Raw genomic sequence first — 19,020 nt, forward strand, 5'->3', positions numbered from 1 at the left:
GCAGGGGAGTGCTGGCGTGTCGTACTGGTCTGTTGCAATAGCCGACGTGGTGCGATCGGATAGCTCGGTGCGACTCGTGCGCCGGACGACGCGGGCGCCCCGGCCGCGAGCCTGGGGCGCCGCTGTTCGCGCGCTGTTCGCCGAGCAGGCCCAGCCCGCGCCGTCGCGCCCCGGCTGGCTGCCCTGGCAGGTCCTCGGCGGCCCTGGTACCGGCAAGACCGCGCTGTTGGTCGACCTGGTGACCGCGCGGATCACCGACGGTGCGGACCCCTCGTCGGTGCTGGTCCTCACCCACACCAAGCAGGCCGCCGCCGCGCTGCGCGACGCGATCACCGTCCAGCTCGGACCGCACGCGGGCGGCATCCCGGGCGCGAGCCGGGAACCGATGGTGCGCACACTGCACTCCTACGCGTTCTCGGTCCTGCGCCGCCACGCCGAGCTGCACGGCAACCCGCCGCCGAGACTGCTCACCGGCGCCGAACAGGACGCCGTGCTGCGCGAGATGCTGCGCGGCGACCTCGCCGACATCGAGGCGGGCGCGCGCGGACTGTGGCCGCCCCGGCTGCACCCCGCGCTCGCGCTGGGCGGATTCGCCGAACAACTGCGCGACCTGATGCTGCGGGCCACCGAACGCGGGCTCGGCCCCGAGGATCTGATGGCGCTGGGCCGGGAACACGACAACGACGCCTGGGTGGCGGCGGGGCGGTTCTTCCAGCGCTACGAACAGGCGTCGATGCTGCGCTGGTCGGTCGGTGTCGCGGCCCCGGAGGCGACAGCGCCCGCCCTCGACGCCGCCGAACTCGTCGGCGCGGCCCTCGACGCGCTGGCCGGTGACCGGAATCTGCTCGCCGCCGAACGCGATCGGATCCGCTACCTGCTCGTCGACGACGCCCAGCACCTCGACCCGCAGGCCGCGACCCTGGTGCGCGCCATCGGCAGCGGCAGCGCGAGCACGGTCGTCACTGGTGACCCGGACCAGAGCGTGTTCACCTTCCGCGGGGCGGACTCCCGCTTCCTGATCGATATCGACACGGTGCCGCAGCGGCGAATCATCTTGCGGCACAACCACCGCAGCGGCGAACCCATCCGCCTGGCCACCGCGCGGATCGCGGCGCGACTGCCGGGAAGTGCGCGTCACCGCGTGCTACCCGGGCAGGCCGCTCCGCCGGAATCCACCGAGCACGGTGGTACCGAAGGGGATTCGGCTGGTCATCGGCCGATGCCGGAGTTGTTCGACACGAGGGGCCACGCCGAGTCCAGGCGCCGCGGTGAGTCCCGGCCATCGACGTCCAGCGACACCGACGACGCGGGACCGGATCGGTCCGGCAACTTCGGCGGTGGTTCGACGGCGGCACCGGGCCGGGCCGACGAGGTGCCCGACCACGAGGTCGAGTCGAGCGTGCGGGTCCGGGTGTTGTCGACCGCGGCCAAGGAGGCGGCGCTGATCGCCGATCACCTGCGCCGGGCGCATCTGACCGACGGCATCCCGTGGTCCGCCATGGCGGTGATCGTGCGCTCGGTCCCGCTCTCGCTCGCACCGCTGCGGCGCGCACTGCTGGCCGCGGGTGTTCCGGTGCGCCGACCGGCCTTGGCCGAACCGCTCGCCCGCAGGCGCGGTGCGGCGTGGATGGTGCTGGCGCTGCGTGTGCTGCTGGCCGGTGACTCGTCACGACCTGGTTCGCGGCGCGCGATCGATGGCATGTTCTCGCCCGAGGACGCCATGGATCTGCTGTCCGGCCCGCTCGGCGGCGCCGATCAGATCGCCCTGCGGCGGCTGCGCCGCGGTATCCGCCGCACGGTCCTGGACCTGGAGCGCACCGGTGCGCTGGCCGCCGCCGACCCCTACGCCGACGCCGACCAATTCCTGCTCTGGGGCGAAACACCGCCGCCCCCACCGGAAGCGCCCGAACCGGAACCGGATCCGATCGACGGCGAATGGCTGCCGCCGCAGGCCGACCCGGACGATCCGCTGCGCCCGGAACCCGAACCGGACTGGGACATCGCCGAACGCCTGCCCGACGACATCGACCTGCTCGACGCCGAAAACCCGCCCGCCGCACCGCCGCCCGTCGTCGGCCCGCCCCGGCCCGAACCCGAACCCCCGGCGGTGCCGCTCATCGACCAGTCCTCGGCGGAGGTCCTGCGCGACCTGATCGTCGGCATCGGCGAGGAGCGGCTGCTCGACGGACTCACCGAAGTGGAGGCCGCGCCGCTGCAGCGGGTGCTGCGGGCGGTGCGCAAGGCGAGGGAGACCCAGGCCAGAGGCCAGGGCGTCGAGGACGTGCTGTGGACACTGTGGACCAGTTCCCGCCTGGAACGGCGCTGGTTCCGCCAGTCCCGGCGCGGCGGCGCGGCGGGCATGCAGGCCGACCGCGACCTCGACGCCGCCGTCGAATTGTTCGACGCCGCGGCGGGTTACGTCGACCGGCTGCCCAAGGCGAGCATCGACGGTTTCGTCGAATACTTGCTGCACCAGCAGATTCCCCAGCAGGGCAGGCCGCTGACCGCCGAGGGTGAGGCCGTGTCGCTGCTCAGCGCGCACGCGGCGGCGGGCCGGGAGTGGGATGTGGTGGCGGTGGCCGCGGTGCAGGAGGGGATCTGGCCCAACCCGCGCGCCAGGGGAACGCTGCTGCACACCGAGGATCTCGTCGACCTGGTCGCCGGTGTCGACCTCGGGGCGACCACGAGCCGGGCCGCGCCGATCCTGGCCGAGGAACGCAGGCTGCTGCTCGTCGCGTGCAGCCGGGCCCGGCGATCGCTGCTGGTCACCGCCGTCGAATCCGCGGCGGGCGACCAGGATCTGGTGCCCTCGCGCTTCCTCACCGAACTGCTCGGCGACGACGACACCGGCGAACCCGGCGCGCTGCCCGTCGCCGATCCCGGTCGCGCGCTGGTGATGCACGCCCTGGTCGCCGAACTGCGCGGCGTGGTCTGCGATCCCACCACCGCCCCGGACCGGCGGGACCGGGCCGCCCACCAGCTGGCCCGGCTCGCCGACGCCGGTGTCCCCGGTACCGATCCCGGCGACTGGTACGGCACCGCCGAGCTCAGCTCGGACAAGGGACTGTGGGACGACGACGATTCCCCGATCGGCCTGTCCCCGTCGACGGTCGAACTGCTGCGCACCTGCCCGCTGCGCTGGGCGCTGGAACGCCACGGCGGCACCGACGGCGACAATCCGCACGCCGTCAAGGGCAATCTCGTGCATACCCTGGTGCAGGCGCTGGCCGGTGACGTGCCGGAGGCACAGGTCCGCGCGGCGCTGGACCAGGCGTGGAAGTCGGTCGACCCGGCCACCGGCTGGCACTCCCGGCAGGAGCTGCGCCGCACCGAGGCGATGCTGGAGACCTTCCTGTCCTGGGTCAGGACCACCCGCGGCGAGCTCACCCAGGCGGGTGTCGAGGTGCCCGTGGACTGCGTGCTGCCCGCGCGGTCGGACGACGAACGCGCGGTGCGGATCCGTGGCCGGATCGACCGTCTGGAGCGGGACGCGCAGGGGCGCTTCGTGATCGTCGATGTGAAGACCGGCAAGACACCGGTCAGCGCGAAGGCCGTCGCCGAGCACGCCCAGCTGGCGACCTACCAGGTCGCCGCCGCGCACGGCGCGCTCGACGAGGCGGAATCGGCCGCGCCCGCCGATCCCGGTGGGGCCAGGCTGGTCTATGTCGCCAAGCCACATCACAAGACCGGTGCCACCGAACGCGCGCAGACCGCGCTGGACGCCGAGGGGCTCGACACCTGGCGCGAGACGATCCACGACGCGGCGGCCGCCACGCGTGGGCCCGGCTACCTGGCCGTGCGCAACGACGGGTGCAGGCACTGTCCGGTCGCGGGCAGTTGCCCGGTGCAGGACACCGGACGGCAGGTGACCGACGAGTGAGCGGCGTGCGCGTCACCCCGCAGCGGTTGGCCGACGCGCTCGGGCTGCCGCCACCGACCGCCGAGCAAGCGGCGGTCATCGCCGCGCCGCCGGGCCCGACACTGGTCGTGGCGGGGGCGGGCGCGGGCAAGACCGAGACCATGGCCGCGCGCGTGGTGTGGATGGTGGCCAACCAGCTCGTCGCCCCGGACGAGGTGCTCGGCCTCACCTTCACCCGCAAGGCCGCCCAGCAGCTGACCTCGCGTATCCGCACCCGCCTGGCCCGCCTGGCCGGCGCGCCGCTGGTGCGTGAGATCGACCCGACCGGCGCGCTGCGCACGCTGATCTCCGGCGCCGAACCGGAGATCAGCACCTATCACTCGTACGCGGGCAGGCTGCTCACCGCGCACGGCCTGCTGCTGCCCGTCGAGCCGTCGGCCGCGCTGCTCACCCAGACCCAGTTGTGGCAGCTCGCGCACGAGGTGGTGCGGTCCTGGGACGGCGACCTCGACACCGACCGCACCCCGGTCTCGGTGACCGAGGCGGTGCTGGCGCTGTCCGGCCAGCTCGCCGAGCACCTGGTGGAACCGGAGCAGCTCGCCGAGGCACACGCCGAGCTGGAGAAACTGGTGTACACCCTGCCCGCCGGGCCGCGGCAGCGCGGCGGGCCGAGCAAGACGCTGACCGCCGTGGTCGACGCGCAGCGGGAGCGGGTCGCGCTGCTGCCCTTGGTCCGTCAGCTCGCCGAGGCGCTGAACCGCCGTGGCGCCCTCGATTTCGGCTCCCAGATGTCGCTGGCCGCGCAGCTGGCCGTCGACCATCCAGAGGTGGCGGCCGCCGAACGCGCCCGGTTCAAGCTGGTGCTGCTCGACGAATACCAGGACACCGGGCACGCCCAGCGGGTTCTGCTGTCGGCGCTGTTCGGCGATGCCGACGCGGTGCGCCAGGATCGGCCGCGTCCGGTGCGGGTTCGCGGTGGTTCGTCGACAGCCCCGGCACCGGGACCCGAGACGCTCTGGGGCCCGGATCATCTCGGTGCGGGAGAGCCCGATCTCCTCGGCACCGGACCCGTCGACCCCGCGGATCACTCGCTCGCGGCGGCGGGTGATTTCGGTGTCACCGGGGCTGCGGCTGTATCGGCGAGCCGCGAGGGTGGTCGGCCGGAGAGCGGGTCGGCGGGCGGCCACGCGTCGAGCGGAACCGATAGGTCTCTCGCCGTCACCGCGGTCGGTGACCCGATGCAGTCGATCTACGGCTGGCGTGGCGCGTCGGCGGCCAACCTGCCCCGTTTCGCGACCGACTTCCCCGAAGCTTCCGGTGCCCCCGCGCCGATCCTGCCGCTGCTGACCAGCTGGCGAAACCCGCCGCAAGCCCTCGCCCTGGCGAACCTGGTCGCCGATCCGCTGCGCCTGCGGGCCAAGGCCGCGGGCGGGGCGACCGTCGACGCGCTGCGGGCCAAACCCGAGGCGCAGCCCGGTGTCGTCGAACTGGCGCTCACCGAAACCGTTGCCCAGGAACGGGACTGGATCGCCGAACGGATCGCCCACGAATGGGCGAACGCCAGGGCGGCCGACCAGCCGCCACCGACCTCGGCGGTGCTGATCCGGCGCAACGCCGACGCCGCGCCGCTGGCCGAGGCGCTGCGCGAGCAAGGACTTCCGGTCGAAATCGTCGGTCTCGGTGGGCTGCTCGCGACACCGGAGGTCGCCGACATCGTCGCCACCCTGCGGCTGATCGCCGAACCCGGCACCGGCAGCGCCGCCGTGCGCATCCTCACCGGCGCCCGCTGGCGGCTCGGCGTCGCCGATCTCGCCGCCCTGGCCCGGCGGGCGCGGATGCTGTCGATCGGCAGCCTGTCCGGCGACGCGTCCGCCGCCATCACCGACGCCGCCGGACTGGCGAGCGCGTTGCGGGAAGTGGCGCCGGAACCCACCGAACAAGCGGGCCTGGCCGACGCCATCGCCGATCCCGGTGCGCCCGATCAGTATTCGGAGGCGGGGTTCGCCCGCATCGTCGCGCTCGGTGCGGAACTGAGCGCCCTGCGCGAACGCAGCGGGCAGCCACTGGTCGAGCTCGTCGCCGATGTCGAGCGCACCATCGGCGTCGGCGTGGAGACCCAGGCCAGACGGGCCATCGCGGGCGGTGGCGCGGGCCGTGAGCACCTCGACGCGTTCGCCGAGGTGGTGGCCGGCTACGCGGCCGACTCGCGCGCCTCGCTCAGCGGTCTGCTCGCCTTCTTCACCGCGGCGGAATCGGTCGAGAACGGCTTGGAACCGGGCGAAGTGGAGGTCGCCCGTGATCGGGTGCAGGTGCTCACCGTGCACGCGGCCAAGGGGCTGGAATGGGAGGTCGTCGCGGTGCCGCACGTGAGCGCGTCGGTGTTCCCCTCGACGACCGCGCTGAGCACCTGGCTCGGCGCGCTCACCGAACTGCCTACCACCCTGCGCGGCGACCGCGCCCAGCCCGACGCGTCCGAGGGCGTGCCGGTGCTGGACCTGAGCCGGGTCGGGGACCGCGCCGAACTCGAACGCGCCATCGCCGACCACAAGGACGCGCTCAAGAGCCGCCGCCTCGACGAGGAACGTCGGCTGTTCTATGTGGCCCTCACCAGAACCGAACGGGTCCTGCTGGTTTCGGCCTACTACTGGCCCGAGACCGGTACCGCGCAGAAGGGTCCGTCGGACTTCCTGCTCGAACTGAAGCAGGCGAACGAGGACCCCGGCAGCGCCGCCTTCGGTGTCGCCACCATCGCCCGCTGGGACGACCCGCCCGCGCCCGACGCCGTCAACCCGTTCGCCGACAACCCGCCCACCGCCCCCTGGCCGCGCGATCCGCTCGGCGGCCGGCGCGATCCGATCGAACAGGGCGCGGAGCTGGTGCGCGCGGCACTCGAGCGGTTGCGTTCCCGCCCGGCCGATCCCGAGCCGACCGACGACGAGGACGATCCGGAGGGCTGGGCCACCGACGTCGACGCGCTGCTCGCCGAGTTCACCGCGGCCGAACTCGCCGACCAGCAGGTGGAGCTGCCCGGCCAGCTGCCCGCGACCGCGCTGGTGGAACTGCGCGCCGACCCGACCCGCCTGGCGGCCCGGCTGCGCCGCCCCCTGCCGTATCCGCCGAACCCGATGGCCAGGCGCGGCACCGCGTTCCACGCCTGGGTGCAGTCCTGGTTCGGCACCGAACAGCTGCTGGGTCTCGACGAACTGCCGGGTGCCGCCGACAGCGGCACCGAACTGGGCCGGGCCGACCGCGAACTCGCCGCCATGCAGGCCGCGTTCCGTCGCTCACCGTGGGCGCACCGCAATCCGATCGATGTCGAGGTGCCGTTCGAGACCAGCATCGCCGGCACCGTCATCCGGGGGCGGATGGACGCGGTGTTCGCCGAACCCGGCGGCCGCTGGGTGGTGGTCGACTGGAAGACCGGCGCCGAGCCCGGCCCCGCCGACGAAGCCGCCGTCGCGGTGCAGCTGGCCGTCTACCGGCTCGCCTGGGCGCGGCTGATGGCCGCGCGCACCGGTGCCGACGAGGCGACGATGCTCGAACGGGTCGGCGCGGCATTCCATTACGTCCGGTCCGGGCGCACCATCGCGCCCACCGACCTGGCCGGTCCGCGCGAACTGGAACAGCTCATCCGCGACGCGGCGCCGGTCCCTGATGTCGAATGAGCCCGAGACGCCCGCACGCAGTAGGCTCCCGGGTTGTGCCGGAGCCCAGCGGTGACGGGCCGAGCGAAAGGAGGGGGCGATGCTAGGCGACAAACGTGGCCCGATCGGGCTCAGCAGCAGCCCGGACTACGCGCTGGTCGGTCTCTTGCGGATTCCCGCCGTGCAGACCAGTCCGTGGGTGTCGCTCACCCGCCGCGTCCTGTTCGCGATCGCGCTGCTGTTCGCCGCGGCGACCGTGGTGTACATCGGCCGGGACGGCTACCGTGACAACTCCGGCGACGAACTGTCGTTCCTGGACGCGATGTACTACGCGACCGTCTCGCTCTCGACGACCGGGTACGGCGACATCGCCCCGATCACTCCCTCGGCGCGACTGATCAACACGATCGTCATCACGCCACTGCGCGTCCTGTTCCTGATCGTGCTGGTCGGCACCACCCTCAGCGTGCTCACCGAACGGTCCCGGCAGGCGTTCAAGATTCAGCGATGGAGGCACACCGTGCGCAATCACACCGTCGTCGTCGGCTACGGCACCAAGGGACGCACCGCGATCGACGCCATGCTCGCCGACGGGGTGCAGCAGGCCGACATCGTGGTCGTCGACACCGACGCGGTGGCGCTGGAAGCGGCGGCGAGCGCGGGACTGGTCACCGTGCACGGCTCGGCGACCAAATCCGATGTGCTGCGGCTGACCGGCGTCCAGCGGGCCGCCTCGGTCATCGTCGCCACCAACCGGGACGACACCGCGACGCTGGTGACGCTCACCGCCCGGGAACTGAACAAGACCGCCAAGATCGTGGTCGCCATCCGTGAGGCGGAGAACACCCACCTGGTGCGCCAGTCCGGCGCGGACTCGGTCGTGGTGTCCTCGGAGACCGCGGGCCGGTTGCTCGGCATCGCCACCACCACGCCCACCGTCGTGGAGATGATGGAGGATCTGCTCACGCCCGAGCAGGGCTTCGCCGTGGCCGAACGCGAGGTCGAACCGGCCGAGGTCGGTGGCTCGCCGCGCCATCTCAGTGACATCGTGCTCGGCGTGGTGCGGGACGGGAACCTGATCCGGGTGGGCGAGCCCGAGGTCGACGCGCTCGAGGCGAGCGACAAGCTGCTCTACATCCGGCACACCGGCAAGTGATCCGGGACCGCGCGACCGGCTAGGCTCGGACGTGTGTCGTTCCGGTTGAAAGACGTTCCGCTGCTGTCGCGTTCCACGATCGATCGAGCCGAGCACGTCCGGCTCGACCCCGACGCGCTGCGGGAGGGGTGGGGCAAGGCCAAGGTCCTGCGCGTCGACGCGCGGGGACGGGTGCGGGTGGAGAGCGCGGGCGTCGTCCTGGACGCGGCGATCACGATCGCCGACGAGCCAGGCGCAGGCGCGGTGTTCCTCGGTGTCGCCGAGGACAGTCACCTGTGGGCCGTGCGCGAGCCCGAGCTCGACGGGACGCTCAAGGACCTGCGGGCCCTCGGCGCTGTGGACGACTTCACCGCCGACCTGCTCGCCACCGCCTACGCGCTGCTCAACTGGCACGACCGGGCGGGCTACCACGGTGGCGACGGCACCTCGACGACCTCGGCGCGGGCGGGCTGGTCCCGGCTGACCGCCACCGGCGAGGAGGAATTCCCCCGGATCGACCCCGCCATCATCTGCCTGGTGCACGACGGCGCCGACCGGGTGCTGCTGGCCCGCCAGCACGCCTGGCCCGCGACCATGTTCTCGCTGCTGGCCGGATTCGTGGAGGCGGGCGAATCGCTCGAGCACTGCGTCGAGCGGGAGATCCGCGAGGAAGTGGGCGTCGACGTGCGCGAGGTCACCTACCTCGGCAGTCAGCCGTGGCCCTTCCCGCGCTCGCTGATGGTCGGCTTCGCCGCGGTCGGCGATCCGGAGCAGGAGCTGGTGTTCTCCGACGGCGAGATCGCCGAGGCGCACTGGTTCACCCGCGACGAGGTCCGCGCGGCGCTGCGGGCCGGAGATTGGACCGCGGCGCGCGAGCAGGGCGCGCGGCTACTGGTGCCCGGTTCCATCTCGATCGCTCGCACGATCATCGAATCCTGGGCCGAGTAGCCGGCGCGCGGCGCTCAGGCCAGGGCGGCCAGGGCCTGCTTGACCTGCGACAGTGACGGGTTGGTCGCCGTCGAGCCGTCCCGGTACTTGATGGTCGGGACGACGTGGTTGCCGTTGTTCACGCTGCCGACGAATTCGGCCGAAGCGGGGTCGTCCTCGATGTCGATCACGGTGTAGGTGATGCCCGCCTCGTCGAGCTGGGTCTTGAGGCGACGGCAGTAGCCGCACCAGGTGGTCGAGTACATCGTCAGATCAGTGGTTGCTTCAGTCACGGGATGTGCAACGTCTGAGGTGGGCGTGGTGTTCCGCTGGTGCCACCGCGGGCCGGCGTCGCGCTGGCCAACCGGGCGCTCGTGGCCGTGGAGAACTGCGACCGGAGCCTTTTCGGGCCGCCGGGCGGGCGTCGGCGGCTTCGCCGGTGCCCAGCGCACGTTGCGCGACGGCACGCCGTAGGCGCAGGTCGGCGGCCGTCGGGCCCGGTTGTCGGCGGGCGCTGTCATGATGGTGCCCGTGCCAGCACTCGATCTCACCGCCCTCGACCCGGAACAGGCCGCCGCGGTGCGGGCGCCACGAGGCCCGGTGTGCGTGCTAGCCGGCGCGGGGACCGGCAAGACCAGGACGATCACCCACCGCATCGCGCATCTGATCGCGGGCGGGCACGTGAAGGCCGACCAGGTGCTGGCGGTGACCTTCACCGCCAGGGCGGCGGGGGAGATGCGCAACCGGCTGCGCTCGATGGGGCTCGGCGGCGACGCCGGACAGGTCCAGGCCCGCACCTTCCACGCCGCCGCGCTGCGGCAGTTGCGGTACTTCTGGCCGCAGGTCGTCGGTGACGTGCCGTGGCGCCTGCTCGACAGCAAGTTCCCGGTGGTGTCGCAGGCCGCGCACCGCGCCGGCCTGGGAACCTCGACCGAACTGATCCGCGACCTGCTCAGCGAGATCGAATGGGCCAAGGCCTCGCTGATCGCGCCGGAGGACTACCCCGCCGCCGCGGCCAGGCACCATCGGGACGCGCCGGTCGAGGTCACCAGGGTGGCCCAGGTCTACGCGGGCTACGAATCGATGAAGACCTCCGCCGACGGTCTGCTGCTGGACTTCGACGATCTGCTGCTGCACACCGCCGCCGCGCTCGAGGACTACCCGGCCGTCGCCGACGAATTCCGCGGCCGCTACCGCAGTTTCGTGGTCGACGAATACCAGGACGTCACCCCGCTACAGCAGCGGGTGCTCGACGCCTGGCTCGGCGAACGCGACGACCTCACCGTCGTCGGCGACGCCAACCAGACCATCTACTCCTTCACCGGCGCCACCCCGAACTACCTGCTCGACTTCTCCCGTCGCTTCCCCGACGCCACCGTCATCCGGCTCGAACGCGACTACCGCTCCACCCCGCAGGTGGTATCGCTGGCCAACCGGGTGATCGGCGCCGCGCGCGGGCGCATCGCCGGGACCAGGCTGGCCCTGATCGGCCAGCGGCCCGACGGTCCCGAACCCGAGTTCGCCGAATATCCCGACGTGCCCGCCGAGGCGGCGGCCGTCGCGGGCCGGATCAAGAAGCTGATCGCGGCGGGCACCCCGGCCGCCGAGATCGCCGTGCTCTACCGGATCAACGCCCAGTCCGAACCGTTCGAGCAGGCACTGAGCGCGCGCGACATCCCGTTCCAGGTGCGCGGCGGCGAGGGTTTCTTCCAGCGCCAGGAGGTGCGCCAGGCGGTGCAGGCGCTGCGACAGGCCGACGCGCGCGACGACCTGCCCGACGAGTCGCGCAGCGGCGCCGAGCTGATCACACTGGTCCGCGCCGTGCTCGCCCCGGTCGGGCTCACCGCCGAGGAACCGGCGGGCGCGCAGGCCAAGGAACGTTGGTCCTCGTTGCTGGCGCTGGTGCAGCTCACCGAGGAACTGGTCGGCCACGACGAGGAGATCGACCTCACCGGACTGCTGCGCGAGCTCGCGACCAGGGCCGAGGCGAAGCATCCGCCGACCGTCGACGGCGTCACTCTGGCCTCACTGCACGCGGCCAAGGGCCTGGAGTGGGACGCCGTGTTCCTGGTCGGCGTCGCCGACGGCACCCTGCCGATCCAGCACGTCCTCGGCGACGACGGCAGTCCGTCCGATCAGGCGGCGCTCGAAGAGGAACGCAGGCTGCTCTACGTCGGCGTCACCCGGGCGCGCGAACACCTCGCCGTGTCCTGGGCGCTGGCCCGCACCGAGGGCGGCAGGCGGGTGCGCAGGCGCTCGCGGTTCCTCAACGGCCTTGTTCCCGACGACTCGCCCGCCTCCCGCATCGCCGCCACCGCGACCGGCCCGAAGGACGCCGACGGCAAGCGCCCGCTGTGCCGGGTCTGCGCGAAACCGCTGATCGGCACCTACGCCACCATGCTGGGCCGCTGTCGCCGCTGCCCGGCCGAACTCGACCCCCAGCTCTTGGACGCGCTCAAGGAGTGGCGGGCCGAGAAGGCCGAGGTCCTGCGGGTGCGCGACTTCGTGGTCTTCACCGACACGACGCTCACCGCGATCGCCGAGCAACTGCCCGCCGACGACGCGGCGCTGGCCGCGATCGCCGGCATCGGCGCGAAGAAGATCGAGCAGTACGGCGCGGATGTGCTCGCCATCGTCGCGTCCCGAATGCGGGCCACGACACAAAACCGCAGGTAGAAAATAGGTTGTTCGGTTCTCGATCATTGCCTATGGTGGAGAACACGCACCGAGAGTGATCTCGGCGCGAGTTTCTATCAGCACACGAGTTCAGGAGGGAGGCAGTCAGATGAACAGCAACACCACGTTCGACGCGATGGGCAATCGCGTCCTGGTGAACGCATCCATGGTGTCGGCCTCCCGGGGGGTCCTCGCTCTGCAGGGGACCGGTCTGTCCGGCGTCGATACCAAAGCTGTGCCGATGACTGTCGTCCATCAGCACACCCCGATTCGTCTCCAGGACAAGCCCAGCGTGGGTTGGCAGCCGGCGGCCTTCGAGGCACCGGCAGCTCCGGCCGTTGAATTCGGATACGCACCCGAGTTCGCCGGCGCAATCCGCCTCCGTGTCCACCCAGCGACCGTGATCAGGTCTCGGCAGAAATGTCGAACTAGGTAGGGAACTCCTCCCAGACCTCCTGGCCACGGATCGCGAGAAGCGAAATCCGTGGCCTTTTTCATTCGGCTCTTCAGCCGTTGGCACCGGGTTCGCACACCGAACGAACAACCGCTGCAAACGAGCTGAAGGAGAACGACGTGTTCACCGCCCAGGAATGGCCGACGGCCACTGCTGACGTGACATGCCGAAACGTGGCGTCCCTGCCCTGCCGGGCCGGAAACCCTGATCTGTGGTTCGCCGAGAGCCCGAACGACCTCGAGCAGGCCAAGCAACTGTGCGCGTCCTGCCCGATCCGTAAGGGCTGCCTGACCGCGGCCATCGACCGCGCCGAGCCGTGGGGTGTCTGGGGTGGCGAGATCTTCGACCAGGGTGTCGTGATCGCCCGCAAGCGCCCGCGTGGCCGTCCGCGCAAGGTCGCGATCCCGGCATGAACCCCGGAAAAGGCCTGTACCGCAAACGAACCGCTCACCGAGTCCTGGTGAGCGGTTCGTTTGTCATCGGCGGCCGGTACGTGTGACCGTGCGGTCGTCGGCGACAGCGACGACCAGGGTGGTGGTGTCCGGGGAGTGCGCCCACCACCGGTGGGTGACGCCGGCCCCGCGTGACGGACTAGGAGGCGCGTTCGGCGCGGAAACCCGGGACCCAGGTGCGAACCAGGTTCATGAACCCGAGTTCCGCGTCGAGCTGGGCCAGGATGCCGACCGAACCGCCGAGCACCCGGAAGATCGTCAGGTATTCGGCCGGAAGCTGCAGGGCACGCGCGGTCTTCATCTCCGGGCTGGTGAACTCCGAGGCCTTGCCCGCGACCCGCTGCATCCAGGAACGGGTGAAGTGGAAGGTGTCGGTGCGGATCGGGTCGCTGAACGGGCGAAGGTACGCCTCGATCTCCTCGTGGGTGACCGTGCGGCCCGGGATCACCCAGCCGTGCTCGTAGAGCAGTTCGGTGAGCGCGGCGTGGTCCTCCGCGACGGCCAGGGCGAGCATCCGCCCCAGGATCTCGGGGAAGCCGTCCGGCATCGGCGCGCAGGCGCCGAAATCGAGCACGGCCAGCCTGCCGTCGGTGAGCACCAGGAAGTTGCCCGGGTGCGGGTCGCCGTGCAGCAGGCCCACTCGCTCCGGGGAGGAGAAATGGAAGGTGCCCATCAGCTCGGCGATCCGGTTGCGCTGCGCCCGTGTGCCTTCCGGGTCGGCCGCGCCCGCGGCGATGAGCGCGGAGACGGGGGTGCCGTCGAGCCATTCGGTGACGATCACCTTCGGGGCGCCTGCCACCACCCGCGGCACCACGATCTGCGGGTGGCCCTCGAAGGCGGCGGCGAAACGGCGCTGGTTGGCGGCCTCGATGCGGTAGTCGAGCTCCTCCTCGGTGCGCTCGGTGATCTCGGCCAGCAGCGGCTTCACATCGGCGCCGGGGATGACCGAGGACAGCAGGCCGGTCATTCGCGACAAGGTCTTCAGATCGGCGCGCAGCGCCTCGTCGGCGCCGGGGTACTGCACCTTCACTGCGACGGCGCGCCCGTCCGACCACACCGCCCGGTGTACCTGGCCGATGCTGGCCGAAGCGGCGGGGGTGTCGTCGAAGGACTGGAAGCGCTCGCGCCACTTGGTGCCCAGCTGCTGGTCCAGCACCCGGTGCACCGTCTCGGCAGGCATCGGCGGTGCGGCGGCCTGCAGCTTGGTGAGCGCCTCGCGATAGTGCTCGCCGAACTCCTCCGGGACCGCGGCCTCCATCACGCTCAGCGCCTGGCCGAACTTCATCGCCCCGCCCTTGAGCTCGCCGAGCACGGTGAACAGCTGCTCCGCGGCCTTCTGGTTCAACGTGGCGTTGATCTGCTGCTTGTCACCACCCACGAGCTTCTTGCCGAAGCCGACGGCGGCTCGTCCGGCGATGCCGAGCGGAATTTTGGCCAACTTGGCATTGCGGCTGGAACTGCGGCGCACGATCTCGGACACGCTACCCATCATGGCCGAACTTGCCGGTGGTGTGCCATAAGAATGCTCACACCGCACTGTGGGAGCCCTCATAGGCCCGTTCCCGGCTCGGTCGTGGACAGGGTGCGGCAGCCGCAGTCCGGATGCGGTGGCCAGGGGCGTCGCTGCACCTCGTGGGTGTCGAGATTGAGTTCCATGGTGGCGTCGAGCGTGCCCGGATCCTGGCGGGGTGAACAGGCGACGATGGTCTCCAACTCGCCCAGTGCGAGGGCGGTGGTCGCCGCGATCCCGGCCGGTGAGGCGTGCCCGGTGCGGCCGAGCAGCTGCGCCGCCAGGTGCGGCCAGTCGGCGTCGAACCCGGTGCGGGTCAGATCGGCGCAGCGCAGGCAGCTGGTCTCGCCCGGCAGCACGAGTGGACCGACCACGCCGATACCGTCCCGGATCCGGACCTGCAGGTGCGGTATTCGGCGCAGCACCAGGTCCACCGACAGCCGTGGATCGACCATCAGCGCGTCGGTGAGCACCACCAGATTGCCGCCGGCCCCGACCGCCGTGCCCGGGCGGTACTCCCGCGAGCGGGTCGGCCGGATGCCCATACGCCGCAACCCGATCGTCACCGCGTCCGACAGCGGCCCGAGACCGTGCACGGTGACACCGCGCACCGTGCCCTGTTTGCGCTCCGGTTGCAGCAGCAGCCCGGCCTCGTCGATCGCGCTGACGAGTGCGACCGTACGCGCCGGCGCGATGCCGAATTCACCGGCGCGCCAGACGATCTGGGGTAGCGATTGCAGGCCGTCGAGCAGGCGCAGGAACGCGAGGACGGTGCCGGTGTCGAGCTCGGTGGTCTCGAGCAGCAGCGCTCGTTCCGGGTCCCACCCCAGCTGCACGGTCCCGGAGGGCCGAACCAGGGTGATCACCCGCGGGTGCAACATCGGTCCGCGCAGTGGCGTCGTGGTCGTCATGGCGCAAGTATCGGCGCGGGCCCGGGTCCGACGGTGCGCGAAAAGTGCGGTTATCCACAGGCTTTCGGCGTGTCGTGCTCGGACGGTCAGCCTGTGGACAACTCGTGTCCGGCCGGTCGTGACGGCGTTTCTGGGCGGGTGTCACCCCGGAAACCGTGTCGCGCCACCATGATCCGCAGATTTTTCGGCGGTCGTGGTGGCGCGTCGGCTCAGCTCAGGACTGGTCGGTGTCGGGATCGGTCTTGCCGCGCTCGGCCTCGTCGCGTTCGCGCGCCTCGGTCTCGGCCAGCTGGGCCAGCGGATCGTCGAAAGCGCCGGTGCCGCCGCCGATCACGGAGTCGATGAAGCCGGCGGGGGAGTCCAGGTCGCTGGAGTCGGGCAGCAGGTCGGGGTGCGCCCACACGCCGTCACGGCGGTCCATGCCCACATCGGTGGTGAGACGGCGCCACAGCGCGGCGGCCTCGCGGACCTTGCGCGGACGCAGTTCCAGGCCGACCAGGGTGGCGAAGGTCTGCTCGGCGGGTCCGCCGGTCGCGCGGCGGCGGCGCAGCGTCTCCGAGAGCGCGCTCGCGCCGGGCAGTCGCTCGCCGACGGCGTCGGTGACCACCACGTCGACCCAGCCCTCGATCAGCGCGAGCAGGGTCTCCAGGCGCTCGAGTGCCTGCTTCTGCTCGGGGGTGGTCTGCGGCTCGAAGGTGCCCTGCGAGAGCAGTTCCTCGAGCTTGGACGGATCGCTCAGCGACATCGGGTCGATGTTCTGCGCGGCTTCCTCCAGCGCGGAGAAGTCCATCTTGATGCCGCGCGCGTAGTCCTCCACCGCGCCGAGCACCTGCTGACGCAGCCACGGCACGTGCGCGAACAGTCGCTGGTGGGCGGCCTCCCTGGCCGCCAGGAAGACCATGATCTCGCTTTCGGGCTGCTCGAGGCCCTCGCTGAACGCCGAGATCGCCGTCGGCAGCAGCGCGGCGGTACCGGCCGGGCCCAGCGGCAGACCGATATCGGTGGAGGTCAGCACCTCCTTGGCCAGCTGGCCGAGGGCCTGACCGAGCTGGGAACCGAACGCCAGCCCGCCCATCTGCCCGAGCATGCCGACCATCGGCCCGGCGAACTGCTTGGCCTCCTCGGGCAGCTGCGCGGTCCACATGCCCGAGATCTGCTCGGCCACCGGATCGCACAGGCGCTTCCAGGTCGGCAGGGTCTCTTCGATCCAGTCGTTGGCCGTCCAGGCGACGGTTTTGCTCGCGCCCGCGGGCAGCACGGTGGCGCCGTCGAGCCACAGCTCGGCCAGGTGCGCCGCGTCGGTCACCGCGGAGGTCGTCTTCGCCGCGATCGGGGCGACGGTGGCGCCGAGTTGCTGGCGGGCCAGCCGCTTGGCCACGTCGTAGTTGACCGGCCCGGCCTGCGCGCCGCCGGGGCCGCCCGCCTGGCCCATGCCGCTGATCATCTGCCCGAGCTGGGTCAGCATCTGTCCCAGCTGCGACGGGTCGAAGCCGCCCGCGCCCGCAGCTCCGAACCCGAACGGATCGTTTCCGCCGGGGCCGTTCGCCTCGTCGCGACGCTTGCCCGATTCGTCGTCGTCGCGGTTCGAGAAGCCGAAGGGGAGATCGCTCATACCTCATACGTTACGCGGACACCAGGGGGCCACGGTGTTCGCGCATCGCGAAATCGATGGCACCGGGTACCCGGCAAAAGCGTGCCACTCCCGTCGGTCACGGCCGGTGATCACTACTGTGGTCCGAGTGAATCGTCGGATCCTCACCCTGATCGTGGCCCTGGTACCCGTGCTCGTCCTCGGTGTGGTCGGCAGCGTGGTCACCGTGCCGTTCGTCGCGCTCGGACCCGGGCCGACCTTCGACACCCTCGGCGAGGTCGAGGGCAAGCAGGTGGTCGACGTCACGGGCGCGCCGCTGGATCCGACGAGCGGGCACCTCAATATGACCACGGTGTCCGTCCGCGACGGACTCAACCTGTTCGAGGCGTTCGGCTTCTGGGTCAGCGGCGAGCACGGACTGGTCCCACGCGCGGAGGTGTACCCGCCCGGGGTGTCGCGCGAGGAGGTCGACAAGTCCAATCAGCAGGACTTCAAGGACTCCGAGAGCAACGCCGAGGTCGCCGCGCTGCACTACCTGAAGATGCCGACGGTCGTGCTGGTGCGCGGACTCGGGGACGAGGGCCCGGCCAAGGACGTGCTGCAGGTCGGCGACGAGCTGATCAGCATCGACGGCACGCCGATCACCGCGCCCAAGGACGTCGTCGACCTGGTCTCCACCAAGGGCCCCGGCACCACCATCACCGTCGTCTACCGCCGCGGTGACGCCCAGCAGACCACGCCGATCACCCTCGCGCCTCGTCCCGACGACTCGACGAAGGGCTACCTCGGCATCACGCCGGGGGAGGGCGGCCGCCCGCCGCTGCAGGTCGAGTTCAACCTCGCCGACATCGGCGGACCCTCGGCAGGGCTGATGTTCAGCCTGGCGCTGATCGACAAGCTCTCGCCCGGTGAGCTCAACGGCGGCCGGTTCGTCGCCGGGACCGGCACCATCGACCAGGAGGGCAAGGTCGGTCCGATCGGCGGCATCCAGTACAAGATGATCGCCGCCCGGGAGGCGGGTGCCGAGACGTTCCTGGTCCCGGCCGACAACTGCAACGAGGCCAGGCAGCGCGCCCCGGAGGGGCTGCGCCTGGTGAAGGTCGACACGCTCGACAGCGCGGTGACCTCGCTGGCCGACATCGACGCCGGCCGCGAGGCCGTCAGCTGCGGCTGATCACTCCAGCGTGTGGTGCAGGGCCTCGACCAGGCCCGGCGCCAGATTCGGGTAGGTGCGCAGGTCGAGGTCGCCGAAACCGTCGTCGTCCTCGGGGCGGATCTGCAGCAGGCACAGCGAGGTGCCCTGGCGCAGCACGCCGGCGATGAGCCGCGCGTCCCGGCGGCCGGGATGGGCGTGCGCCGCGGCGCGCCCGGCCGCGTCGGCGGCTTCGTCGTCGGCCAGCAGCGGAACGAGCGCCTCGTCGAGGTCGCTCTCGGCGTCGGGCGGGAGCACCACGATCTCCTGGACCAGCACGCAGCCCTCGACGGCGGGCGGCCAGGTGGTGGTCGCGAGGAATTCGTCGAGCGCCATCGACCCGCCGGTGATGTCGTCGGGAAAGGCTTCCTGCGCGATCGGGGTGAGTTCGCTGCCGTCGTCGAGCTGATCCTGGAGATCGGGTTCGGCCGCGGCGAGGTCGGCGGTCGGCACCAGGGCGAACATCTGCGGCGGGTTACCCCAGCCCTCGGCGTCGGCGAACTCGACGACCTCGCGCACACAACGGGCGAGGACGACTTCGGCGTGCTGGTCATCGGTCACCCGCCCATCCAATCATTTTCGGCCCAGGCGCTTGCACGGTGTCCGATTTCCGTAGAGTGGGCGCCAACGGTCCGGCAACGGACCATCCGCAACATCGGACTGCGGTGC

The 19,020-nt window shown here is 71.5% G+C and carries 12 protein-coding genes; 7 read left to right on the forward strand and 5 right to left on the reverse strand.

All coding sequences use genetic code 11. The features are described from left to right. Positions 1 to 49: 49 nt before the first annotated feature. From ACIO52_RS06285 to nudC, 4 genes are all read left to right on the forward strand, one after another. Positions 50 to 3,880: an ATP-dependent helicase gene (locus ACIO52_RS06285; RefSeq protein ID WP_402642187.1), complete on the forward strand. Its 3,831-nt coding sequence runs from the start codon at positions 50 to 52 to the stop codon at positions 3,878 to 3,880. Next, a complete protein-coding gene (locus ACIO52_RS06290) occupies positions 3,877 to 7,524 on the forward strand; it encodes an ATP-dependent helicase (protein WP_402642079.1) in 3,648 nt (1,215 codons plus the stop codon). Before ACIO52_RS06285 ends, ACIO52_RS06290 begins: the two co-directional genes overlap by 4 nt. Positions 7,525 to 7,603: 79 nt before the next feature. Further along, positions 7,604 to 8,659 carry a TrkA family potassium uptake protein gene (locus tag ACIO52_RS06295; protein WP_218721972.1) on the forward strand — a complete coding sequence of 352 codons (1,056 nt, stop codon included), beginning with the start codon at positions 7,604 to 7,606 and terminating at the stop codon, positions 8,657 to 8,659. A gap of 33 nt (positions 8,660 to 8,692) precedes the next feature. Next, positions 8,693 to 9,586 (forward strand): NAD(+) diphosphatase, encoded by an 894-nt coding sequence (gene nudC, locus ACIO52_RS06300; RefSeq protein ID WP_218721971.1) that lies wholly within the window; start codon positions 8,693 to 8,695, stop codon positions 9,584 to 9,586. A 14-nt stretch (positions 9,587 to 9,600) separates the two neighbouring features. Here nudC and ACIO52_RS06305 read toward each other — a convergent pair whose 3' ends face one another. Further along, positions 9,601 to 9,831 (reverse strand): mycoredoxin, encoded by a 231-nt coding sequence (locus tag ACIO52_RS06305; protein ID WP_218721981.1) that lies wholly within the window; start codon positions 9,829 to 9,831, stop codon positions 9,601 to 9,603. A gap of 253 nt (positions 9,832 to 10,084) precedes the next feature. Between ACIO52_RS06305 and ACIO52_RS06310 the strand changes: the two genes are divergently transcribed. Then, on the forward strand, positions 10,085 to 12,241 hold the full coding sequence (locus ACIO52_RS06310; protein ID WP_218721970.1) for an ATP-dependent DNA helicase UvrD2: 2,157 nt from the start codon (positions 10,085 to 10,087) through the stop codon (positions 12,239 to 12,241). Positions 12,242 to 12,814: 573 nt separating this feature from the next. After that, complete coding sequence (locus tag ACIO52_RS06315; RefSeq protein ID WP_374104928.1) at positions 12,815 to 13,108, forward strand: WhiB family transcriptional regulator; 294 nt, start codon at positions 12,815 to 12,817, stop codon at positions 13,106 to 13,108. Between the two features lie 178 nt (positions 13,109 to 13,286). Here ACIO52_RS06315 and ACIO52_RS06320 read toward each other — a convergent pair whose 3' ends face one another. From ACIO52_RS06320 to ACIO52_RS06330, 3 genes are all read right to left on the reverse strand, one after another. Next, positions 13,287 to 14,636 carry an ABC1 kinase family protein gene (locus ACIO52_RS06320; protein WP_374104927.1) on the reverse strand — a complete coding sequence of 450 codons (1,350 nt, stop codon included), beginning with the start codon at positions 14,634 to 14,636 and terminating at the stop codon, positions 13,287 to 13,289. Positions 14,637 to 14,695: 59 nt separating this feature from the next. Next, entirely contained in the window at positions 14,696 to 15,568 is an 873-nt protein-coding gene (locus tag ACIO52_RS06325) for a TOMM precursor leader peptide-binding protein (protein WP_218721967.1), read from the reverse strand. 214 nt (positions 15,569 to 15,782) lie between these two features. Further along, positions 15,783 to 17,180, reverse strand: coding sequence for a zinc-dependent metalloprotease (locus ACIO52_RS06330; RefSeq protein ID WP_218721966.1), 1,398 nt, complete (start codon positions 17,178 to 17,180; stop codon positions 15,783 to 15,785). Between the two features lie 127 nt (positions 17,181 to 17,307). Here ACIO52_RS06330 and ACIO52_RS06335 point away from each other — a divergent pair, with 127 nt between their 5' ends. Beyond that, on the forward strand, positions 17,308 to 18,333 hold the full coding sequence (locus ACIO52_RS06335) for a PDZ domain-containing protein (protein ID WP_218721965.1): 1,026 nt from the start codon (positions 17,308 to 17,310) through the stop codon (positions 18,331 to 18,333). Here the strand turns inward: ACIO52_RS06335 and ACIO52_RS06340 are convergent, their stop codons facing one another. Continuing rightward, positions 18,334 to 18,912: a PPA1309 family protein gene (locus tag ACIO52_RS06340; protein WP_218721964.1), complete on the reverse strand. Its 579-nt coding sequence runs from the start codon at positions 18,910 to 18,912 to the stop codon at positions 18,334 to 18,336. It abuts the gene before it with no gap. Between the last annotated feature and the right edge of the window lie 108 nt (positions 18,913 to 19,020).

This window comes from Nocardia sp. NPDC087230 (genome assembly GCF_044744725.1).
Taxonomy (GTDB): domain Bacteria; phylum Actinomycetota; class Actinomycetes; order Mycobacteriales; family Mycobacteriaceae; genus Nocardia; species Nocardia canadensis.